The sequence below is a fragment of the Clostridium sp. UBA2485 genome, from assembly GCF_002341865.1.
Lineage (GTDB): Bacteria > Bacillota > Clostridia > Clostridiales > Clostridiaceae > Clostridium_J.
Map to the genome: position 1 here is coordinate 90,613 of NZ_DDOV01000112.1, position 17,164 is coordinate 107,776.

Genomic DNA, 17,164 nt, shown 5'->3' on the forward strand with positions numbered 1-17,164 from the left:
CTAGTAAGTATAAACATCTAACATAATAGTGCTACTATCCTCGATTAGTTCCTCGTCAGCGTTCATAGCGTGCAATAGTGCAAAAAAGCCATCTGTTTTGCGCTTGATTGGATCTATTTTTAAGAAAGATTTATTTCCCTTCTTATCTGTGTGTACAAATACATTGTTAACATACCAACGCATAAGCTTATCGTCACCAAATGCTATTGTGTGTTCAAGGAATATTTGCGTTATTAATGGATGTAGCTTATTGTGAGATATAAACCCATTAGGAATTGCCCCAAGTATTAACCCTTCTTTGTCAAACTCCTCTTTCAATGCAGAATACCTATATCTATCAGCCACTACTTTAATTATGTTATATTTCTCAGCCTGTTCTATAAACCATTCAACTACAGTTCTAGCTGGTATTTGTGGAGTACCTCTTACAATGGTTAGTAAACCCAATTCCTCAGCTTCTTCTATATTAATGTTGTATTTAGTTAGTTGTATGCTTTTTTCATGCACAAAGGTATGTTGTATAAAATATCTTTTGCCACCGTGCTTAAATAACAAACCTACTGAACAGAAGTCTCTTAAATCTGCATAATCCACTGAACCAATACAAGAATATCCTGTTAAATCTGGTATAGGTTGATTAGTAGCTTTTATATCCTTCCATGTAGCTACTGCTCTACCTTCTACTATATTTGGTATGTTCATACGTTTAGTTAAAAAAGCCTGTTTTAAGTCCACATTAGTTAGCATATTGGTGTATTCTTTGTTAACTCTATCTTTAAGTACCTTAGAATGATTAATGCGTGGTATGGATTTCTCCCAAAGTTCCTTCTTATCTACTTCTTTAATGTCGTCCATCTTAAATATAAATGGAAAGAAACCATTATGCTCGTCTTCACCCTTTAATATCCTATCTGATTTTTCCTTAAGGTCGTCTAATACACTTTCTCTAACTTCCCCATCAGTAGTTATATAGAAAGTCCGAGGTCTATCTACTTTACCTAATCCACCTATATGAACGTTGATATTATCATAATTTTCATATTGATGAACTTCATCAAATATAACGCATCCAGGACGCCCACCATCTTTAGTTTTAGCGTTACTAGTACGGAACTTCAGTTTTGATCTTGTCTTTTTATATATTATTTCTTCTTTTGTTTTCTTAAATAATTTTTGTAACTTATCCGTGTCTTCTATTATGTTATATAATTCATCAAAACTAGTTTTAGCTTGGTCTTCAGATGTGGCGATTATATCGACGTTATAATCTTTTATTCCGTGCTTATCTGATAAGAAATAAAAGACCAATGCAGTTATAAGCCCATTTTTACCACTACCACGCCCCATTAAAGCGAAAAATTCATCAAATACTAGGCTACCATCTGTATAATATACACCAACAACCATAGCAATGAAGAACTTTTGAAAATGTATAAGCTTAAAAGGGAAGTATTTCTCAATGACGTCTACCGCTTCATCAATAATACTTCCCTCTATTACTACATCTTTACTATTAAGTACCTTCTTAGTGAACTTTATTAGCGCCTTTTGTTCTTTACACGATTGGACTTGTCCTGTTTCAACTAAATTTACCCAATCATCTATATATGGATGGTAATTATAACTCTTCATCTTCCTCATTCTTTATAGGTTTATATTCAGCACCTTTCAACCCTAAATCACTAAGAATTGTCAACATCTGTTTAGACACCTTAACCAGTTCTGATACAGAGTCATTTTTCTTGTATCCTTCCTGCCCTCCGCCATTACACCAGTAAATAGAAACGCCTCTCTCTGCTATATCTTCTTTTAATTTATTTTCTATCTCCCAAAAATCAATATAATCTTGTACTAATTCCTTATAATGTGCGTGGGTAGCGTTTTTTTCTTTTAATTGCTCCATCAAATCACTTTCAATTTGTTTTTTAATATCTATCTCTTTTTTGGTTTTACTCATACTCTCACCCCCTCACACGTGATTTTTAAAAAACTTTCCGAAATCATGGGCTATACACGGTTACAATATCCCTTAAAAAATTCAAAAAATAAAAAGAGGGGGGACTATTTTTTATTCCCACCTCTCCTCATTGGTGAAGCGTTCTGTCTTCTTATACTCTTCCATCTTCTCTGGATGAAAGACAGTCTCATGACAGTTGTAACATACGCACATTAGATTACTATCTGTTAATGCTAAGTCTATTCTATCTTTTAAATGTTCTATATGGTGTACACATTCAGCTTTACTAAGTCTACCGTTCTTCTTACACTCTTGACATTCATTGTTATCTCTTTTGATTATATCTTTACGTTTGTTTCTCCATTCTTTACTTCTATAAAATTGTTTTGTATCTCCTCTTTTGAGTGCATCTATTATTTCTTTCCTCATTGTATATCGGTATATAGGGTATACCTTACTCACTCTCCTTTTATATTCTCTATAGATACTTTATCTGTTAGTAATTATAAATGTTCCATTTTCTAATCTAGTTATGCCTCTTTCAAAGCAAGCAACCCCATATAAGCTTGTTAATTGTTCCAACGCTGTCATAACCTCATCTATCTCTAACCTTTTATTAGTATTTATAGTTATACTTTTCTCTCCGTCTTTACCTTCTAATGTATAGCGAAGATCTTGCAGTACAACCCCATCGCCATCATATAACGTGCCTATACGTGTCGGTTTTATCCTTGCCATTATGCGCTCTGAAATCTTTCCCATTGATATAGTTGCTGTACATTTACTCATATTCAACCTCCTTATGCCTTTATATATGCTCTAAGCAATTAATTGTCATTATCTTTACTGCTTCCTTTAATTGTTCTCTTGTCGGCCTATATTGATTTAATATCTTTATTCTTTCAACATCTGCATTATCTTTTACTTTATCTATATCCAAGTAGTATTTTATTCTTTTAGCTCTTTCTTTCTCTTTTTCTATTATGTCTCTTTGTATATCATCTGTTGGTTGTTCTTTATCTAGTTCCTTTATTCTTTTCTTTAGCAATAGATATATATAAGCTCTATCATCTTCTTTATCTCCTAACGCCTTTGTTAACTTATCAGCCATTTCATTTGTTATTATAGAATCTCTTATGATTGCTCCTGTTCTTTTTAATATTTCTTTTGCATTACTTTCTTCCATACTCTCTATTACATCTTTTAGTTGGTCCACTTTATATTGCCTTTCATTTACCTTGTTTTGTTCTTCTCTATGCATTTCTTTTAATTTTTTTAGTAGCTCTTCTTTATGCCCTAACTTCTCCATTGTGTCTATTATCATTCTTATATTATCTTCCATACATATTAACCTCCCATCTGTTTTAATCTACCATTGTTCCTTTTATATCTTCTCTGCCTCATACACTCTTCTAAATCTTGATAAGGATCAAGTGCTACCTCTAACTCTTCACACTTTCCCCATTCACTACATAAAGGATTAAAAAAGGAACACGCACATTCTAAGTTGTGTTTGTTCCATCTTGTATAAAGTACAATCTTTTTCACACTATCACCTCACTTAATTTTTTATATAAAAATAGCACCTAGTTTCCTAGATGCTACTTAACAGCTGTAACCACTTGTAATCCCTGTTGTGTTACTGCCTTTTTCTATTAATTCCATATCACACATTTTTTACTTTGTTTCATCCCAAATTTGCTTCATTTCTTCACTGTAATTTTTATTTGTACTTATAAAATCTATAAATTCTCTTTTGTTTATTTCATCTCCAATTGTATTATATAAGCTTTCTATTTCTTCAACCGAACAACCTATTAACAGTAACTTACAAACTGTCGAATGTGATATATCTGGATACTTTTTAATTAAGTTTACACCTTCTTCTCCACCTAATGTTTTAACTTCAACTTCCATTGCTAGCTCCCTTCTTCTCTAATCCTAATTCTATTAAGTTCATTATAGAATAATTCTTTGAGCTCATCAATTAGGAATATCCAACATAACATTACTGCCTAAAATTAAAACTTTCTATAATACTATTATAAAGCATATTTCTTGTGTATTTATTCCTTTTTTATTCCTATTTTATTCCTACTTTTAGCTTAACCAACTATCCCAATTAGATATGTCTTTTATTAAATCATTTTTCATTTTATTAACCCTAGATTGAGAAGAGTTAAGTTTCTGACCTATCTGCCATTCTTTTTTCTTATCTTTGTATTTCAATTTTAATAGAATTTTAGATTCATCATTTAAGAACTTTATATTATACTCAATGATGCTGTTATCTAATTCTATATCCCTAATTAACCCCTTGGTTATTTCTATCTCATATTTCTTTTTTTCTATATCCTGTAGTTGTTTTTCTGTAGCCCTAATAATAGCTCTCTCAGCATAAGAACATCCATCCCCAGAACTTTGTACACGTTCCTCATAGCTTATGCTCCTGCTTTCTTCTTCTATGTTGACATTACAGGTCCTTAAATCATTTTCTATATCCCTTATTTGTTTTTCTAGTATTTCTATTTTGTTCTTAAGACTATTTATTTTCTTATCTTTGCTATAAAAATTATAAAGTTTTCTCTCTGTTGATCTAAACAAACTCTTGTCCATTCAATTCCCCCTTTGTAACCATAATTGCATTTCCTATATCCTGTATTGCAACTTTCTTACCTCTAAATTCTTCTAGTATTGCTGTTCTTTCTTTTAATCTATCTGTTGCTTTATAGGTTTTATATGGTATAGCTTGTACTACTTGCATAATTGTACCTCCTAAGAATTCTTTAATTCTGTCCGAAGCCATGTAAGCATACTCCTTAATGTTTCTATTTCCAACCTAAGATTGTTAAGTGCATCTATAGCCACATAGTAAGAACTTTCTGCTATATCTTTATTTAATCGTAATTCCGCAACCTTACTATCTCCTCTGGCTAAGTCCTGTATTAATGTTGCAGGATACTTGTCCGCCTTTAACTCTAATATCTTCTTATTAAGTTCTATATAATATTCTTTCTTAGTTTTTGCCTTCTCTATTGCTAGAGTTTTAAGTTGTATGTTTCCGTTTTGCAGGGCCAGTATTGCTATATTAATTTTTTCTATGATTTCTCCTGGTGTCATCACATCACGTCCTCAAAAGTTTTTGTCAAATTAGCAGCATACATCTTTCCAAAATACCTATTAATTATCCCTGTGCAGTAATTAAACACCTTTCTCCACTCATCATCATCTCTAAATTTGATGCCACATAAGAAAGTTTCAAAAGTATTAGTCCATAACTCAGCCGAATACGACCCTGTCTTTTCACTTAATATTTTTATATCTTTATGAGTAACCTCTGTATCAAATACTCTATTTAGACTCCTTAAAGTTTTATTTTTCAATACAACCTTCCCCCCATCATTCTAGAAATTATATCCTTGGCATAATAACCTTCTTTATAGATTATTAGTGTTTTAACTATCTTCATAGCCTGTTGTCTGCTTATACCCAGTAACTGGTGTATATCTGTTACATTGTAATACTCTCTATCGAATAGGTTTTCTAGTTTACTTTGCAGTTCTTTTTTAAATGTTAAATCTAACTCTCTATTCATATGCGGACTGTAATTTCCTCTGTGGTGGTTAGGACATAAATACATGAAGTTTATTTTAATGTTAGCCATGTATGAAGCTTGGCTTTTGAATACTGTATGATGTAGTTCTGTGTTACCGCTACCGCATATTCTACATGTATTCATGGCTAACACTCTCCAACTGTAATTCCACACGAGGATTTTCGCTATAAAATTTTTCAACTTCTAGTTTGACTATCTGACTATCATCATCAAACGCCACTTTATTCAAACTATCTAAAACTATCTTTGCAACATTATCAAGGTCCGGCTTCTTTATTGGCCTTAGCCTTTCTTCAACCATTTCTAGTCTTTTCTTTTTACTGGTACTCTTAGGAATACTATAGTAAGCTATTATAGTTGCTTTCAACTCTCCATCTAGCTTTAAATTTTTAGCTTGATCCATATAACATACTTTAACTAAATTTTCATAATTAACAGTGTCTTTAGGTGTATAGGTAAAGCTTTTGCCTAGTCTTGGTCGACCTTTTCCTTTTGGCTCTCCTGGTATTACTATTGCTATCATTTCAACCCTTCTTTCTAACCTATAATCGTTATTCCGTTTCTTTCTGCCATGCTAACTAATTCTATTCCTCTTAGGTCTTTAGTGTCGTATTGGCAACACCAATCTAAGAAACTTCTATATTCAATCGTTTTAGGCAATTCCTTAAAGTTCCTATTACTAAAGTGCAGTAAACAATCTTTACTCTTTTTCTCTCTAGCTTCTGAACTTCTTTGTTGCATTTCCATATAACGAGCTTTGCTAGTTTCATTGTACTGTTCATTGAAGCGCTTATATAATTCTGGATAGTGCCTTTCTATATAACTTATATGAGTTCTAACTAGCCTAGAAAGATTTTCTCTACTAGTCCCATAGACACTTACTAATTTGCCATAACTCCCGTATTTAGCATAATCTTTGACTATATGAACAGCTATTTCTTTATAATCTTTATTTAATTTCTCTTTTAACTTCTTATATTTATCCACACTAACCCTCCTTTGGTAGATAGGCTATAGTGCAAAACCTACCTACCGTTTAATTTATATATAGTGTTTTTCGACTTCTTTTTAACTGTGTACTAGATTAATATTTAACTAGTACACTTACTTTATAAAAGTTCATGGATTAATCCTAATCCCTTAGATATTTAATATCCTTTTTCTTGTCTTTCTATATTTACATCACATTTTTCTAAATAATATAATTCTGCGGTCTTGCCATCTATACCACACGCTTTTGCTATGGATGGCACAAATGCTAATATATCAGCAAATTCTTTGCATATTTTATCAAAATCCCCCTGTCTACGGTCACTCCAGTACTTAAAGCACCTTGTTTCATTCGCAAATTCCCCTAACTCAGTCGCTAAGGCTAGAATCCTTTCTGTAAGAAACTCCGCGTGTCCGTAATTAGTTTTATGCTTCTCATTGTATTTAGCAAGGATATAATCATCTACCTTACCCTGTTTTTTAAACCACTCTTTAAACATTGCTCCACTCCTATATAAACATCTTAATAAACATCTTTTTACTTATACTTAACCTTGTGCAAGCTTCGTCCAGTGCTTGTCCAATACACTTACTGTAGTTTTTCCCTGTTCTCTCTTGTTCCTGCTGTGCTAACTTAGATGCTAAAGTAATTACATTCCTTCTTAGTTCTTTATTGTTCATATTAATTCACCTTTTTTATTTTGCAATCTACAATTTCTATTGCTACAATTTTATTTCCTATATCGTTTGATTCTTCATATTCAAACAAGCACTCATTTCCTTCTAAATCAGTTAATGTCATTGAAAAAGTTTCGCAATCATCATTAAGTCTAAAATTGCAATCATTTTCTATAAATCTTGATATATCATCTTCGTCAATGTAATCAACATCAAAATCCATTACATTTATGCCTTGACAGTTACCTTGAACTTTATATGCTATATGTCCCTTATATTCTTCTGATTGAAACGTAATTCTAATTACATGTTCTCTATTTCTAAAATTATCAGTATTATCATAACTTTTCATATTAATTCTCCTCCAACAAGTCTGAATTTAATCTCCCTCATACCCTTACCACCTTCGTATTCAAAAGTTGTGCTATATTAAAGCTCTCTTTATAGTTTTTAAATTTAACTAATATATTGTGACTTGTTCTATCTATTACCCTTCCTCTCTTAATCCCTCTATTATCATCTAGTTCGATTTTTAGCTTGTCCCCTACTTTGTAAGGGATTACTAACTTTTTAGGCTTTTTCATGTTTATCCCCCTCTTCTTTTAACTTGATGCCGCAACTATACGTATTCTTAAAATTGCCTTGATAATCTGTATCTGCTTTTCCATAAGGGCAAATACTGCAATCATTTACTTCGTAACAAACTTCTAATTGCTCATTTGTCATAAAATCACTCCTTCGTAATTTATTTGAATTACGTCATATTACTTCTGCAGTATTTGCTTTAAATTCTTCAATTCTTTCATTTGCTAAATCTGCCCAATGCCTACCACAATGTTTACCTTTCTTTTCACATATACCATTGTCAAAAGCTATAAAATTTCTATTTAGTTTTACTGCAGCTAATGGTATACTTCCATAACCTGTAGTTAAATCTAATATTGTCATTCCCTCGTTTGTGTATGTTTTAATAAACCATTCACATAAAGCTATAGGCTTTTGAGTTGGGTGAATAGGATGTGTGTCCCATGCAAATTCTAATACATCAACTGGATAGCGTTCTGTACTTCCTCCGCCACTAATACCAATCTTAGTAGCTCCGTAATTACTTCCATCAGTTTGATGTTTTGTATAGCTATGCACTGGTTTATGTCCTGTAGTTTTCTGCGGGTTATATATAGGTAATTCATCATAAAACACCAATACATCTTCATGTGCTTTCATTGGCATCTTTTTAGCATTTAAATGTCCTTTGGGCTGCCTTTTCCTGCATACTACCTTATATCTATAGCTATCAAGATTACTGCACATTAGTTGCCCTACAAATTTACCTTTAGCAAACAAACATACTGCAGCATTATCTTTTTTTACCCTATTTATAGCACCCCATAATTTATCAAAAGCTATTATTTTATCCCATGAGTTTTGCGTTTCTCCGAAAGGTAAATCACAAAATATTAAGTCTATACTTTTGTTTTTTACGTTCTTTATGCCTTCTAAACAGTCAATATTTTGTACAATATTTAACTTCATACCATCACCTCTTACATAGTTCTTAAATTATCTATTTATTGTTATATATAGATAATTAGATTCCTAAACTACTCTAATATTTCAATACCACTATTTAAGTTGCTTATAACCTCTTCCGTATCATCATCACTTCCTAATTGTTCACCGTCTTTGTAATAATACGTTACGCTATATTCTTCGACTTCAAATTCCTTAAGAATACACTCTGTACAATAGTGTTTACCGTTATATTTGTATTCAGCTTTTTCTCCTTCACATTCGCAACAAATATAATTGTGATCATTACATGCAGGCGGTTTATCTGTATGGAAGAAACACCCTCCCGTTTTATCTGCCCAATAACAATTATCACAACTTTTACACATCTTTATATCCCCTTCCTATATTTCATAAAATAATCATTTTACGAACCAAGTTATAATTTCACCCTTCCGTCAGAATCTGCTTTTTCTAATATTTTTTTACACCTCTTACAAGTTACTTCTGAAGCATTACCTTCGCTTGTTTTATCATCATGTTTCCACCAACCATTGCAAACACTTGTTAACACATATTCTGTACCATCCCATACTTTAACTCCACAGTGCATTAGCTTATTTCTTTTAATTAAATTAACTCTACCTTCAAACATTTAATCACCTCATTGCTTCCCCTTCTTCTCTTGATATTGAAACGTCATAGGTGTAAATACGATTTTACTGTACAAATCGTTAATCTCTTTAGTTGCCTGCTCTTTATTGCTGTTTAATTCCTCCATGATTATGTCTCGAGTATTCAACTCCTGTAATTTTAAATTCTCTATATCCTCTTTGATTTGTCCCATATTATCCAATACGTTATCCTCTAAACAATTAATCCTACGTTCTAAATATTTAAGCTTCACATCTATAGCTAATGTTCCGATAACAACTGATAGCGATAAAAATATTAAACAAACCTCTGTAATCATTCCTATACCCCCTTAACCTCTATAAAATCAATTCCTGAAGGATTTATATGCACTTTTTCTCCGTCTAAAGGTGTATAATTAATGTCCAGTCTAATTTTTGTATTTCCCTCATAGTCAAAATATTTATTTTGTACAAAATCAAATTCCTTAAAATTTTTACTTACTATTTGTCCGCTTCTATAGAATATCTTTACTTTTTTCATTTTCTATCTCTCCTTATTTCAATCTATAATTATTTTCTTTACCTTCTATTTGCACTGTATAATCCTTACACATTTCGTATATCCTGCTGCCTACTGCTTCATCAAAGTTCAACATCCTGTCTAACGTGAACTCTGTACTGACTATAATAGGCAAGTAATTTAAATACCTATAGTTGATAATCTCAAACATTATGTTTATGTCTGACTCGTTTATTTTGCCTTTGAATAGATCATCTATCAGCATGATTTCTGCTTCTTGATATTTGCTTAATTGTTTTTTATAAAACTCTTCATCTAACATATTTTGTTTTAATTCTGTTATTACATCCCTGTATGGCATATAAACCACCCTAATGCCCTTTTGAATGAAGTTTAAAGCTAAAGCTATACTAAGATGTGTTTTGCCGCTCCCAACTTGTCCACATAGCATTATGGAGTTTCTTCGGCTATCCCTTATGTCACCAAAGTTTTTATAATAAGTTATTGCTGTTTCTCTAGCTACTTTCGAGCTATCATTCCATGTTTCGAAATTCCCAAAAGTTTGTTTGCTCTTTTCTGGATTAATACCTGCATTCTTCCACTGTCTTTTAGCTATGTCTATTTCTTGGCATTTGCACCTTCTCATAACAGGTTGGCTATCTTTCTCTTGCGTTATTAGATATCCAGTGTCTTTGCATATCGTGCATTTATATAAGCCCTGTGTCGTCGACTTCTCCTGTGACTTTTGGTGCTGGTGGTTTAAATCCTGTGTACTTGCCTTTATCCTCTGAATTATCTTTTCTATTTCTGTCACGGTCCTTTTGTCCTCCCTTCTGCTTTCTATTCTCTGAATATGCTTTTGCTTGATCTAAAGTTTTAATACCGTTGCTATCCCAATCCATGAGTATACGTTCTATATACTTCCAATTCCTTACGTTGTTCTCTGCTGCTATCTCTATTGCTTGTACAACTAATTCATTTCCTAGTGTATTTGACCATTCTCTAATGCCTTCTATTTCTATTACTCCTGGCATAGGAAATATATTATTTTGATATACCTTTAATGGGTTTATTTCTTCTTTATTATTAATATAGTTATTATCATTATTTATATTATTATCATTATTGTTAGTGTTCTTCTGTTGTTCCTCCGTTGTTCCCCTGTTGTATCCTCCGTTGTTCTTCTGTTGTTCTTCTGTTGTACCTATACTTTGATATAAGCCCCAATTTACAATGGTTAAGATTGTACCCTTTGTAGACCTTTTTAGCTCTATCATTTTTTCAGTAGCTAATGTTTCTAAAAATGTCCTTGCCTTCTTTCTACTCCATCCCCATCTATCTGCTAGCGATTGGTCTGATGTTAAGAAACTACCTCTTCTAACGTCAACTAATTCGCCCTTAGAAAATGTTTTTTTATCTTTGTGGTTGGCTTGAAGGAGAAGATCAATCCAAGCTTGTCCTCTAGCAAAAGGCTTATCTTGCCACAGCCAACCATCTTCCATTGCTCTATATAGACTTATCCACCCTTTTTCTTTTCCTTCTGCCATGCTTTCCTCCTAATCTAACGATATAACTAAGGTCGGTGTTCCTGTTAACCTTTCAAATTCATCATCATGTGCAGAGCAGTCAAACAAAGTTTTCTTTATTTCTATTTTTACATTGTCTTCGTCATTGAAGTTTTTAATAAGTTCTTTTAATTTTTTAATATTCATCTTAACCCCTCGTTCCAATCTAAATATTTATCATAAAACTCGTTGTAATCCATGATATATTGTTCCTCTGTTTCCTCTTGCTCCATTTGAGTTAAGTATCTTTGATAAGCTAAATCTACATCTAACATAGTTAACCTCCTATAGCTCTAAATAATGTAATATCTTATCTATCTTTTTAGTAGCTCTGCAATAATCACATTTTTCACACCTAGTAGGTTTTATTTCACCGTTTTTAACTTTTATTNNATGCGGTAGTAGTGTTTCAACTTCTAATAGCTTGTCCTGTATAAATTCAGTACCCATGAATATTATTTCCTTGTCCGGTACTGGTTCTTTGGATACTGCAATTATGTGTGGTTGAAAGTAACTCCTACCACCTCTATTAAGTCTTTCTACCTCTGCATATACTGCCATTTGTAATAGATAATCATAGTACTCTATAAAGTTTTGCTTAACTCCTTCGTATTCATTCCAATACTTTTGATGTATGGATTTAGTTGTCTTTAAATCTACAAATACTTTATTTTTAGGATTATAAATATCAATCATGATTTTCCACTTAGCGTCAAAGAGTTCAGCAGTCATTATAATTTCCTTTTGCCCTTCTCTAACTCTCTCTACTGTAGGATCATTAGATAAAGTTTCTATCATTTTATTGCCTATTAGAAAATTAGATTTTAACTGTCCTTTTGTAACTCCTCTACTAGAATACATTTCCGGATGCTCTTCCTTAAACTCTTCTAAAGTACCTTCGTTCCAGGCATGGACATAACTTCCTAGTAGAAAAGCTTCATTCTCTCCGTCTGTCCATTCTCCGTTAAGCTTAGCTATGGTCTTGGCTTCACATTCTCTAAAAGATTTAAATTGTGATACTGAAAAGTATTCTCTATCAGCTTCTAAACTAAAGTAATTATCTTTATTTAGTTCCATTAGTTTCCCCTCCATCAAATGGGCTGCCTTCGAATAAATCTTGTTGAGCTTCGCTTTGTTCTTCTGGTCCAACTTCTTTATATTCAACGTCCGTTACCTCGAATTGGGATACTTCTTTTATTTGTTCTTCTTTGTTATTAGAAAATTCCATTCCACTTGCTTCATCAAATGTTTTCTTTTGCTCTATTGTTTCAAAGTCTAGTTCTATGTTCTTACAAAGCCTTCTTAAAACTGTCTTTTTATACATTTCTCCTGTGCTTTTAGACCATGCTGTACTATTCTTAGCTTTCGAATAGTTGTTTCTAACTCCCTCAATTTCTTCTTTTGACATTGTTTCGTACATCATACTACCGTCTTTGAATAACGCTACCGCAAATGCTCCAATTATATCTCCGTTATTAAATGGGATAGGTTCAAAGTCTAGACTCTGTAGTCCGTTCACAATCTTTTCTGTGAACTTGTCCCCTTCTCTAACAAGCTTTGCATATATATCCTTAATTGGATTTACACTGTATTTTTTAGCTAATTTCTTTTCGCCTTTATAATCTGTTTGAAATTCAGCTTTATTCCCATATACAATGCAGTAACACTCTTTAGTAAAGAAATCTAATCCTAGATAAGCGCCCTTCATTATCGTTCTAGCAAGGGTATATTCATTGCCTTTTAGCTTATCTAATCCAACAGTGTCTTTTAACACTGTCATAGCGTTTTGTTTAAATCTAAGAGCGTCAAACCCTGCGGGTAATGCTTTAGACTCTCTTTTAAGTAATGTATCTACATAATTATTAGTTGTCTTTAAAACTAAATCTGTATCATTTGCCATTATTTTTAATCCTCCATTTGATTTTTTATCTATTTTCTTTTATACTGTACTTAACGATTTTTTATTTTTGCCCTCTGCAAAGGGCTTTTTTTATGCCTAAAATACATTTTAATTCCTCTGTAGTAAGCTCTGTTATGTCTCCAATAGTTTCTCCTGTTACACTGTCATATATCGTTGTGCCATCTATGCAACCGCGCCTCCTTTCTGCTATCCTAAGCACATCCTGTAGGCTTGTCCTTTTGCCAAAGTTAATTCGATTGAGCTTTATATCTTTTGTTGTCATTTGCATTACTACATTAAACTCTGTGTTGTCTAGGTTTAAATCTGCTAATAAACCTTTTAACATATTAATCCTCCTCTATATACCATTTGCCTTCTAAAATCTCTCTAATAGATACCGCCCTTCCATATTCATCTAATACTTTGCCCCCTTCTCCCAAATCACCAGCTCTATACTTTATTCTGTGTAATTTTGTTTCGCAGTAAATATCCTTACCTTTGTTGTACGCTTTTATAGCTTCTAAGAACGATACTTCTGTTTCTTTCATCCTCCATTTGCAATCTGTTTTTAGCCAATGCGTTCCAATGTTTCTTCCGTCACAACTATATAGCGTTATATCTCCATATGTTATTTTTAATGTTCTTTTGGTTTCATCAATAAACACCCTATTAGGGTTTTCTGTTAACACCTTAATTACTTCCCATGTTTTATAAGTTTTCATAATTACGCCTCCTTAGCTAACTTTCTTATATAATCAACACCCTTTTGAAATACTAGAGTTTTGATATTAATTTTTGTTTCTCCCTTATTGGTGGTGTACTTTTGTTCTACAACTCTAAAATACTCTCTATCCACAAATTGTTGATATGGGATGTTATTAGGTTGTAGTATTTTTCTTTGTCTTAATAGGTCAAATAACTTATTTCTACCTAATCCTTTTATACCTAACACTTTGGCTACATCTGCCATTTCTATTGCATCTTTAGAACCTGCTACATCATCATAGAAGTCAGCTTTAGGTTTAAGAGCTTTTACCTTCTTCTCTGCTTCAATTCGTGCCTGTCTTTCTTGCTTTAGCCTGCTTGCAACTTCTATAAGTAAGTCGGGGTTGTCCAATAGTTCATCTTTGGCATACATTCCGTGTTTACGGATTGATGGTAATACTTCGGATGTTACCCACTTTTTAAATTTTTTAGCTTGTGGTAGTTTACTTCCTAAAACTGCGTTGTATAAACCACTTTCGTTTATTATGGTCATTTCTCTAGCCATACTATTTGCACCGACTATTTCGGTCGGTTCAATTTTTAACATTTCATCTTCATCTAATCTTCTTAACATTACTGATGTCTCGGAATATCCTAATCTTTCTCCTATGTCTTTTGCTACAAACCAAGGTTGTCCATATTTTTCTAAAACTCTTATATCTCCAAACTCTGGATTATTGAAAATTTGTAAATCTGACAATCTATCCTCTCCTTTGTTTTATTTCCCCTTCATGGTAAAATCTTCTTGAAAGGGGGTGTTGTTTTTATGAAATGTCCAAATTGTGATTTTGAAAATCATGTTGAAGACGCTGAATTTTGTCAAGAATGTGGAATCTATTTAATAAATATTTGTACTAATGAACGTTGTGATTTAAACAACGGAGATATCGTTTCAATTCCTAGCGATGCAAAGTTTTGCCCTTATTGTGGTTCCGAATCTACTTTCAAAGAGCAAGGTTTTTTTGATAAACAATAGCATGTCCACAGTTCATACAAAATTGAGGTTTCAGTCTATTCGGTAAGGTAACTTTATTATTTTTATTACAATGATTACACTTTCCTACATACTGCTCTTGAACTGATACTTCGGGAGCAGTTTCCTTTTCTTTTAACTTTCTTATTTCATAATGTTGCATTATCAATTCTCTTGTTTGTTTCAATAATTCTTTTCCTAAGTTTGAGTTTCTATCTATTTTTTCTTCTTCTAGCCATGTTGCCATCTCTTCTAAATGTTCTTTCAGTAATTTATTTTTAACTGAATGAGTAAGAATTGCATCTCCTCCATCTATTGGTGCAAGGTTATAATTACTTCTCATTTGATTTATAGTTTTTAATTTAATATCATTATCATCAAAAATTGGCTCCCCTAAATTTATTAGTCTTTTATCATATTTTCTTTTAAGTTCTTCAAGGGGAGTATTTTTTATGTGTTCTTCTGAATAAAGCCAAGACATCCCTCTGTAATATTTCATAGGTTTATCGAATTCTTTTATCCCGACTTCCTCCATCCACTCTAATTTTTCTTTTGATATTCCTTGTACTTCTTTTAATTTTTTATTCATAATAATTCCTCCTTAAATTTGCTATCTAAAAAATGTTATAAAGCTTATTGCTAACGATATAAGAGAAATAATTAATGTAACTAATATAATTCTTAATGTTGCTTCGTTTCTCTCGTGTCGCTCTTTTAACATTTCTAGTCTTTCTAAATCTTCATGTTTGTCCAACTTATCAACTCCTTTAAATTTATTACCGTTCCAATACATCTCTTTATGCCCTTTGCCCGAGAGTGTGGTTTTTTCGGGGGCTTGTCCAATAAATTATTTTTAATAAAAAGTAATATTCTAAATTTGTTTGCGTATAAATATTTTAGAAAGTGTTTTCATTTTTTTAGAAAAACTTTTTATTTAAAAGGCTTATTAAGCCTCTCTTATCTTATGCTTTTCTATGAAAATCTCTTGTGCAATACTTTCTAACACAGCAATAATCTGCTTTAAGTTCTCCTCGCTCTCCTCTCGGGTGATATTTGGTTCTACTATAATAACTTTGCCCAATTTTAATCACCTCTCTATTTTTTATGTTTAATCAGCTTTAAATATTCGTTTTATTTTTTTGTAATTGTGATTTGATTTTTCTCTCATTTTGAGTGAAAAAGTTTGCTAAAAAATCAACTTCTTTAAGAAGTTCTTCTTGTTTTTTTAAAATCTCTAAATTATTCATTTTTGCCCTCCTCATACATGGACCTAATCTCTTCGAGTTTGACATTATATAAATTCGAAAGTTTAGAAGCTATATTATCAGTTAAGTTCACCTTCCCTACTTCAATGTCATTTAGGTGTTTCCCGCAAATGCCAATCTTTTCAGCAACGAACTTTCTTTGTAGCCCTTTATCATATCTAAGTTTTCTTAAGCTTGTCTTCACTCTCTCGCCTCCTTTGATTACATTCTCTCTCGTTTCGTGTGAAAAGTAAAGGTTAATTTTAGCTTAAATGAATGAAATAGCTCTTAATTACTTCAATATTCTTAATATTTATCCGTTTCTCTCGTTATGTGAGAATTTATTGTCATAATTTTTCTCTTGAAATGTGAGAAAATATATTATACTATAGTAAGGAGGTGTTGAATATGAATAATGTTAAGAATGAATTATTTGCTAAAAGATTAAAAAAATACAGAAAAGAATTAGAAATAAAGCGAGGCCAAAAAGTTGGGCAAGTAAAGTTAGCGGAAGAATTAGAGGTTAGTAAGGGTAACATAGGTGATTTAGAGCGTGGCGAAAGAGAACCTTCAAAGAAATTATTAATTAAACTTGTGGAGCATAGTGGAAAGTCTTTAAGTTACTGGATGGATGGCGTGGAGGAATATGAAGCTCCGAACAGTGTAGATTTAGTTCTCGACCGAATGATTGAAAAAGGACTAATAGAAAATACTGATCTTAGTCCAGAAGTTTGGGAGATAGTTAAAAAAGCTGTTCTGTTAGAAGTAGAACGAAAACTAAGATAATATGAGGTGATATTTTGAGTAAAGAT

40 protein-coding genes are annotated in these 17,164 nt (G+C 32.2%); 2 read left to right on the forward strand and 38 right to left on the reverse strand.

Annotation, left to right across the window (positions count from 1 at the left end; all coding sequences use genetic code 11):
- The 33 genes from B3603_RS20840 to B3603_RS21000 form a co-directional block, all read right to left on the reverse strand.
- Entirely contained in the window at positions 1–1,632 is a 1,632-nt protein-coding gene (locus B3603_RS20840; protein WP_291568559.1) for a terminase large subunit domain-containing protein, read from the reverse strand.
- Positions 1,619–1,957, reverse strand: coding sequence for a P27 family phage terminase small subunit (locus B3603_RS20845; protein WP_291568561.1), 339 nt, complete (start codon positions 1,955–1,957; stop codon positions 1,619–1,621). Before B3603_RS20845 ends, B3603_RS20840 begins: the two co-directional genes overlap by 14 nt.
- A gap of 111 nt (positions 1,958–2,068) precedes the next feature.
- Positions 2,069–2,386, reverse strand: coding sequence for an HNH endonuclease (locus B3603_RS20850; RefSeq protein ID WP_291568563.1), 318 nt, complete (start codon positions 2,384–2,386; stop codon positions 2,069–2,071).
- Positions 2,387–2,446: 60 nt separating this feature from the next.
- Positions 2,447–2,746 carry a hypothetical protein gene (locus B3603_RS20855; RefSeq protein WP_291568566.1) on the reverse strand — a complete coding sequence of 100 codons (300 nt, stop codon included), beginning with the start codon at positions 2,744–2,746 and terminating at the stop codon, positions 2,447–2,449.
- A 19-nt stretch (positions 2,747–2,765) separates the two neighbouring features.
- On the reverse strand, positions 2,766–3,299 hold the full coding sequence (locus B3603_RS20860; protein ID WP_291568568.1) for a hypothetical protein: 534 nt from the start codon (positions 3,297–3,299) through the stop codon (positions 2,766–2,768).
- A gap of 5 nt (positions 3,300–3,304) precedes the next feature.
- The gene (locus B3603_RS20865; protein WP_291568570.1) at positions 3,305–3,505 is read right to left on the reverse strand and encodes a hypothetical protein; all 201 of its coding nucleotides are present in this window, start codon (positions 3,503–3,505) and stop codon (positions 3,305–3,307) included.
- Positions 3,506–3,634: 129 nt separating this feature from the next.
- Positions 3,635–3,874 (reverse strand): hypothetical protein, encoded by a 240-nt coding sequence (locus B3603_RS20870; RefSeq protein WP_291568572.1) that lies wholly within the window; start codon positions 3,872–3,874, stop codon positions 3,635–3,637.
- A gap of 183 nt (positions 3,875–4,057) precedes the next feature.
- Complete coding sequence (locus tag B3603_RS20875) at positions 4,058–4,573, reverse strand: hypothetical protein (RefSeq protein WP_291568573.1); 516 nt, start codon at positions 4,571–4,573, stop codon at positions 4,058–4,060.
- Entirely contained in the window at positions 4,554–4,721 is a 168-nt protein-coding gene (locus B3603_RS20880; protein ID WP_291568576.1) for a hypothetical protein, read from the reverse strand. Before B3603_RS20880 ends, B3603_RS20875 begins: the two co-directional genes overlap by 20 nt.
- An 11-nt stretch (positions 4,722–4,732) precedes the next feature.
- Positions 4,733–5,077 carry a hypothetical protein gene (locus tag B3603_RS20885; RefSeq protein ID WP_291568644.1) on the reverse strand — a complete coding sequence of 115 codons (345 nt, stop codon included), beginning with the start codon at positions 5,075–5,077 and terminating at the stop codon, positions 4,733–4,735.
- On the reverse strand, positions 5,077–5,340 hold the full coding sequence (locus tag B3603_RS20890; protein ID WP_291568577.1) for a hypothetical protein: 264 nt from the start codon (positions 5,338–5,340) through the stop codon (positions 5,077–5,079). The genes B3603_RS20885 and B3603_RS20890 overlap by 1 nt, the downstream gene beginning before the upstream one ends.
- Positions 5,337–5,552: a hypothetical protein gene (locus tag B3603_RS20895; RefSeq protein WP_291568579.1), complete on the reverse strand. Its 216-nt coding sequence runs from the start codon at positions 5,550–5,552 to the stop codon at positions 5,337–5,339. Before B3603_RS20895 ends, B3603_RS20890 begins: the two co-directional genes overlap by 4 nt.
- A gap of 130 nt (positions 5,553–5,682) precedes the next feature.
- Positions 5,683–6,096, reverse strand: a complete 414-nt coding sequence (locus B3603_RS20900) for a RusA family crossover junction endodeoxyribonuclease (protein WP_291568581.1) — start codon at positions 6,094–6,096, stop codon at positions 5,683–5,685.
- A 14-nt stretch (positions 6,097–6,110) separates the two neighbouring features.
- A complete protein-coding gene (locus tag B3603_RS20905; protein WP_291568582.1) occupies positions 6,111–6,560 on the reverse strand; it encodes a hypothetical protein in 450 nt (149 codons plus the stop codon).
- A 161-nt stretch (positions 6,561–6,721) separates the two neighbouring features.
- Complete coding sequence (locus tag B3603_RS20910) at positions 6,722–7,063, reverse strand: dUTPase (RefSeq protein WP_291568584.1); 342 nt, start codon at positions 7,061–7,063, stop codon at positions 6,722–6,724.
- A gap of 10 nt (positions 7,064–7,073) precedes the next feature.
- Positions 7,074–7,244, reverse strand: a complete 171-nt coding sequence (locus tag B3603_RS20915) for a hypothetical protein (RefSeq protein ID WP_291568586.1) — start codon at positions 7,242–7,244, stop codon at positions 7,074–7,076.
- A 1-nt stretch (position 7,245) separates the two neighbouring features.
- Entirely contained in the window at positions 7,246–7,593 is a 348-nt protein-coding gene (locus B3603_RS20920) for a DUF5406 family protein (RefSeq protein WP_291568588.1), read from the reverse strand.
- 37 nt (positions 7,594–7,630) lie between these two features.
- Positions 7,631–7,825, reverse strand: coding sequence for a hypothetical protein (locus B3603_RS20925; protein WP_291568590.1), 195 nt, complete (start codon positions 7,823–7,825; stop codon positions 7,631–7,633).
- Complete coding sequence (locus B3603_RS20930; RefSeq protein ID WP_291568592.1) at positions 7,812–7,967, reverse strand: hypothetical protein; 156 nt, start codon at positions 7,965–7,967, stop codon at positions 7,812–7,814. The genes B3603_RS20925 and B3603_RS20930 overlap by 14 nt, the downstream gene beginning before the upstream one ends.
- A 33-nt stretch (positions 7,968–8,000) precedes the next feature.
- Positions 8,001–8,774 (reverse strand): DNA-methyltransferase, encoded by a 774-nt coding sequence (locus tag B3603_RS20935; protein ID WP_291568594.1) that lies wholly within the window; start codon positions 8,772–8,774, stop codon positions 8,001–8,003.
- A gap of 68 nt (positions 8,775–8,842) precedes the next feature.
- Complete coding sequence (locus tag B3603_RS20940; RefSeq protein ID WP_291568596.1) at positions 8,843–9,139, reverse strand: hypothetical protein; 297 nt, start codon at positions 9,137–9,139, stop codon at positions 8,843–8,845.
- A 50-nt stretch (positions 9,140–9,189) separates the two neighbouring features.
- The gene (locus B3603_RS20945; RefSeq protein ID WP_291568598.1) at positions 9,190–9,405 is read right to left on the reverse strand and encodes a hypothetical protein; all 216 of its coding nucleotides are present in this window, start codon (positions 9,403–9,405) and stop codon (positions 9,190–9,192) included.
- Positions 9,406–9,414: 9 nt separating this feature from the next.
- Entirely contained in the window at positions 9,415–9,723 is a 309-nt protein-coding gene (locus B3603_RS20950) for a hypothetical protein (protein ID WP_291568600.1), read from the reverse strand.
- 2 nt (positions 9,724–9,725) lie between these two features.
- Positions 9,726–9,926, reverse strand: a complete 201-nt coding sequence (locus B3603_RS20955; protein WP_291568602.1) for a hypothetical protein — start codon at positions 9,924–9,926, stop codon at positions 9,726–9,728.
- 13 nt (positions 9,927–9,939) lie between these two features.
- A complete protein-coding gene (locus tag B3603_RS20960) occupies positions 9,940–10,719 on the reverse strand; it encodes an ATP-binding protein (RefSeq protein ID WP_291568604.1) in 780 nt (259 codons plus the stop codon).
- Positions 10,613–11,452 carry a DnaD domain-containing protein gene (locus tag B3603_RS20965; protein WP_291568606.1) on the reverse strand — a complete coding sequence of 280 codons (840 nt, stop codon included), beginning with the start codon at positions 11,450–11,452 and terminating at the stop codon, positions 10,613–10,615. The genes B3603_RS20960 and B3603_RS20965 overlap by 107 nt, the downstream gene beginning before the upstream one ends.
- A gap of 9 nt (positions 11,453–11,461) precedes the next feature.
- Positions 11,462–11,635, reverse strand: a complete 174-nt coding sequence (locus tag B3603_RS20970) for a hypothetical protein (RefSeq protein WP_291568608.1) — start codon at positions 11,633–11,635, stop codon at positions 11,462–11,464.
- Positions 11,614–11,745, reverse strand: a complete 132-nt coding sequence (locus B3603_RS20975) for a hypothetical protein (RefSeq protein ID WP_291568610.1) — start codon at positions 11,743–11,745, stop codon at positions 11,614–11,616. Before B3603_RS20975 ends, B3603_RS20970 begins: the two co-directional genes overlap by 22 nt.
- A gap of 10 nt (positions 11,746–11,755) precedes the next feature.
- Positions 11,756–12,547 carry a PD-(D/E)XK nuclease-like domain-containing protein gene (locus B3603_RS20980; RefSeq protein ID WP_291568612.1) on the reverse strand — a complete coding sequence of 264 codons (792 nt, stop codon included), beginning with the start codon at positions 12,545–12,547 and terminating at the stop codon, positions 11,756–11,758.
- Positions 12,534–13,370 (reverse strand): RecT family recombinase, encoded by an 837-nt coding sequence (locus B3603_RS20985; protein ID WP_291568614.1) that lies wholly within the window; start codon positions 13,368–13,370, stop codon positions 12,534–12,536. The genes B3603_RS20980 and B3603_RS20985 overlap by 14 nt, the downstream gene beginning before the upstream one ends.
- 61 nt (positions 13,371–13,431) lie before the next feature.
- Positions 13,432–13,716, reverse strand: a complete 285-nt coding sequence (locus B3603_RS20990) for a hypothetical protein (RefSeq protein WP_291568616.1) — start codon at positions 13,714–13,716, stop codon at positions 13,432–13,434.
- A 1-nt stretch (position 13,717) separates the two neighbouring features.
- Positions 13,718–14,092, reverse strand: coding sequence for a hypothetical protein (locus B3603_RS20995; RefSeq protein WP_291568617.1), 375 nt, complete (start codon positions 14,090–14,092; stop codon positions 13,718–13,720).
- A 2-nt stretch (positions 14,093–14,094) separates the two neighbouring features.
- Positions 14,095–14,835 carry a phage antirepressor KilAC domain-containing protein gene (locus tag B3603_RS21000; RefSeq protein ID WP_291568619.1) on the reverse strand — a complete coding sequence of 247 codons (741 nt, stop codon included), beginning with the start codon at positions 14,833–14,835 and terminating at the stop codon, positions 14,095–14,097.
- A gap of 66 nt (positions 14,836–14,901) precedes the next feature.
- Between B3603_RS21000 and B3603_RS21005 the strand changes: the two genes are divergently transcribed.
- On the forward strand, positions 14,902–15,111 hold the full coding sequence (locus B3603_RS21005; protein WP_291568621.1) for a double zinc ribbon domain-containing protein: 210 nt from the start codon (positions 14,902–14,904) through the stop codon (positions 15,109–15,111).
- On the opposite strand, the gene B3603_RS21010 is transcribed toward B3603_RS21005, so the two are convergent.
- The 5 genes from B3603_RS21010 to B3603_RS21030 form a co-directional block, all read right to left on the reverse strand.
- On the reverse strand, positions 15,080–15,697 hold the full coding sequence (locus B3603_RS21010; RefSeq protein ID WP_291568624.1) for a hypothetical protein: 618 nt from the start codon (positions 15,695–15,697) through the stop codon (positions 15,080–15,082). The two genes, B3603_RS21005 and B3603_RS21010, sit on opposite strands and share 32 nt — an antisense overlap.
- A 21-nt stretch (positions 15,698–15,718) precedes the next feature.
- A complete protein-coding gene (locus B3603_RS21015; protein ID WP_291568626.1) occupies positions 15,719–15,862 on the reverse strand; it encodes a hypothetical protein in 144 nt (47 codons plus the stop codon).
- A 192-nt stretch (positions 15,863–16,054) separates the two neighbouring features.
- The gene (locus tag B3603_RS21020) at positions 16,055–16,189 is read right to left on the reverse strand and encodes a hypothetical protein (RefSeq protein ID WP_291568628.1); all 135 of its coding nucleotides are present in this window, start codon (positions 16,187–16,189) and stop codon (positions 16,055–16,057) included.
- 37 nt (positions 16,190–16,226) lie between these two features.
- Positions 16,227–16,355, reverse strand: coding sequence for a hypothetical protein (locus tag B3603_RS21025; protein WP_291568629.1), 129 nt, complete (start codon positions 16,353–16,355; stop codon positions 16,227–16,229).
- Positions 16,348–16,557, reverse strand: coding sequence for a helix-turn-helix transcriptional regulator (locus B3603_RS21030; RefSeq protein WP_291568631.1), 210 nt, complete (start codon positions 16,555–16,557; stop codon positions 16,348–16,350). The genes B3603_RS21025 and B3603_RS21030 overlap by 8 nt, the downstream gene beginning before the upstream one ends.
- 203 nt (positions 16,558–16,760) lie before the next feature.
- Between B3603_RS21030 and B3603_RS21035 the strand changes: the two genes are divergently transcribed.
- A complete protein-coding gene (locus B3603_RS21035) occupies positions 16,761–17,138 on the forward strand; it encodes a helix-turn-helix domain-containing protein (RefSeq protein ID WP_291568633.1) in 378 nt (125 codons plus the stop codon).
- Positions 17,139–17,164 lie beyond the last annotated feature (26 nt).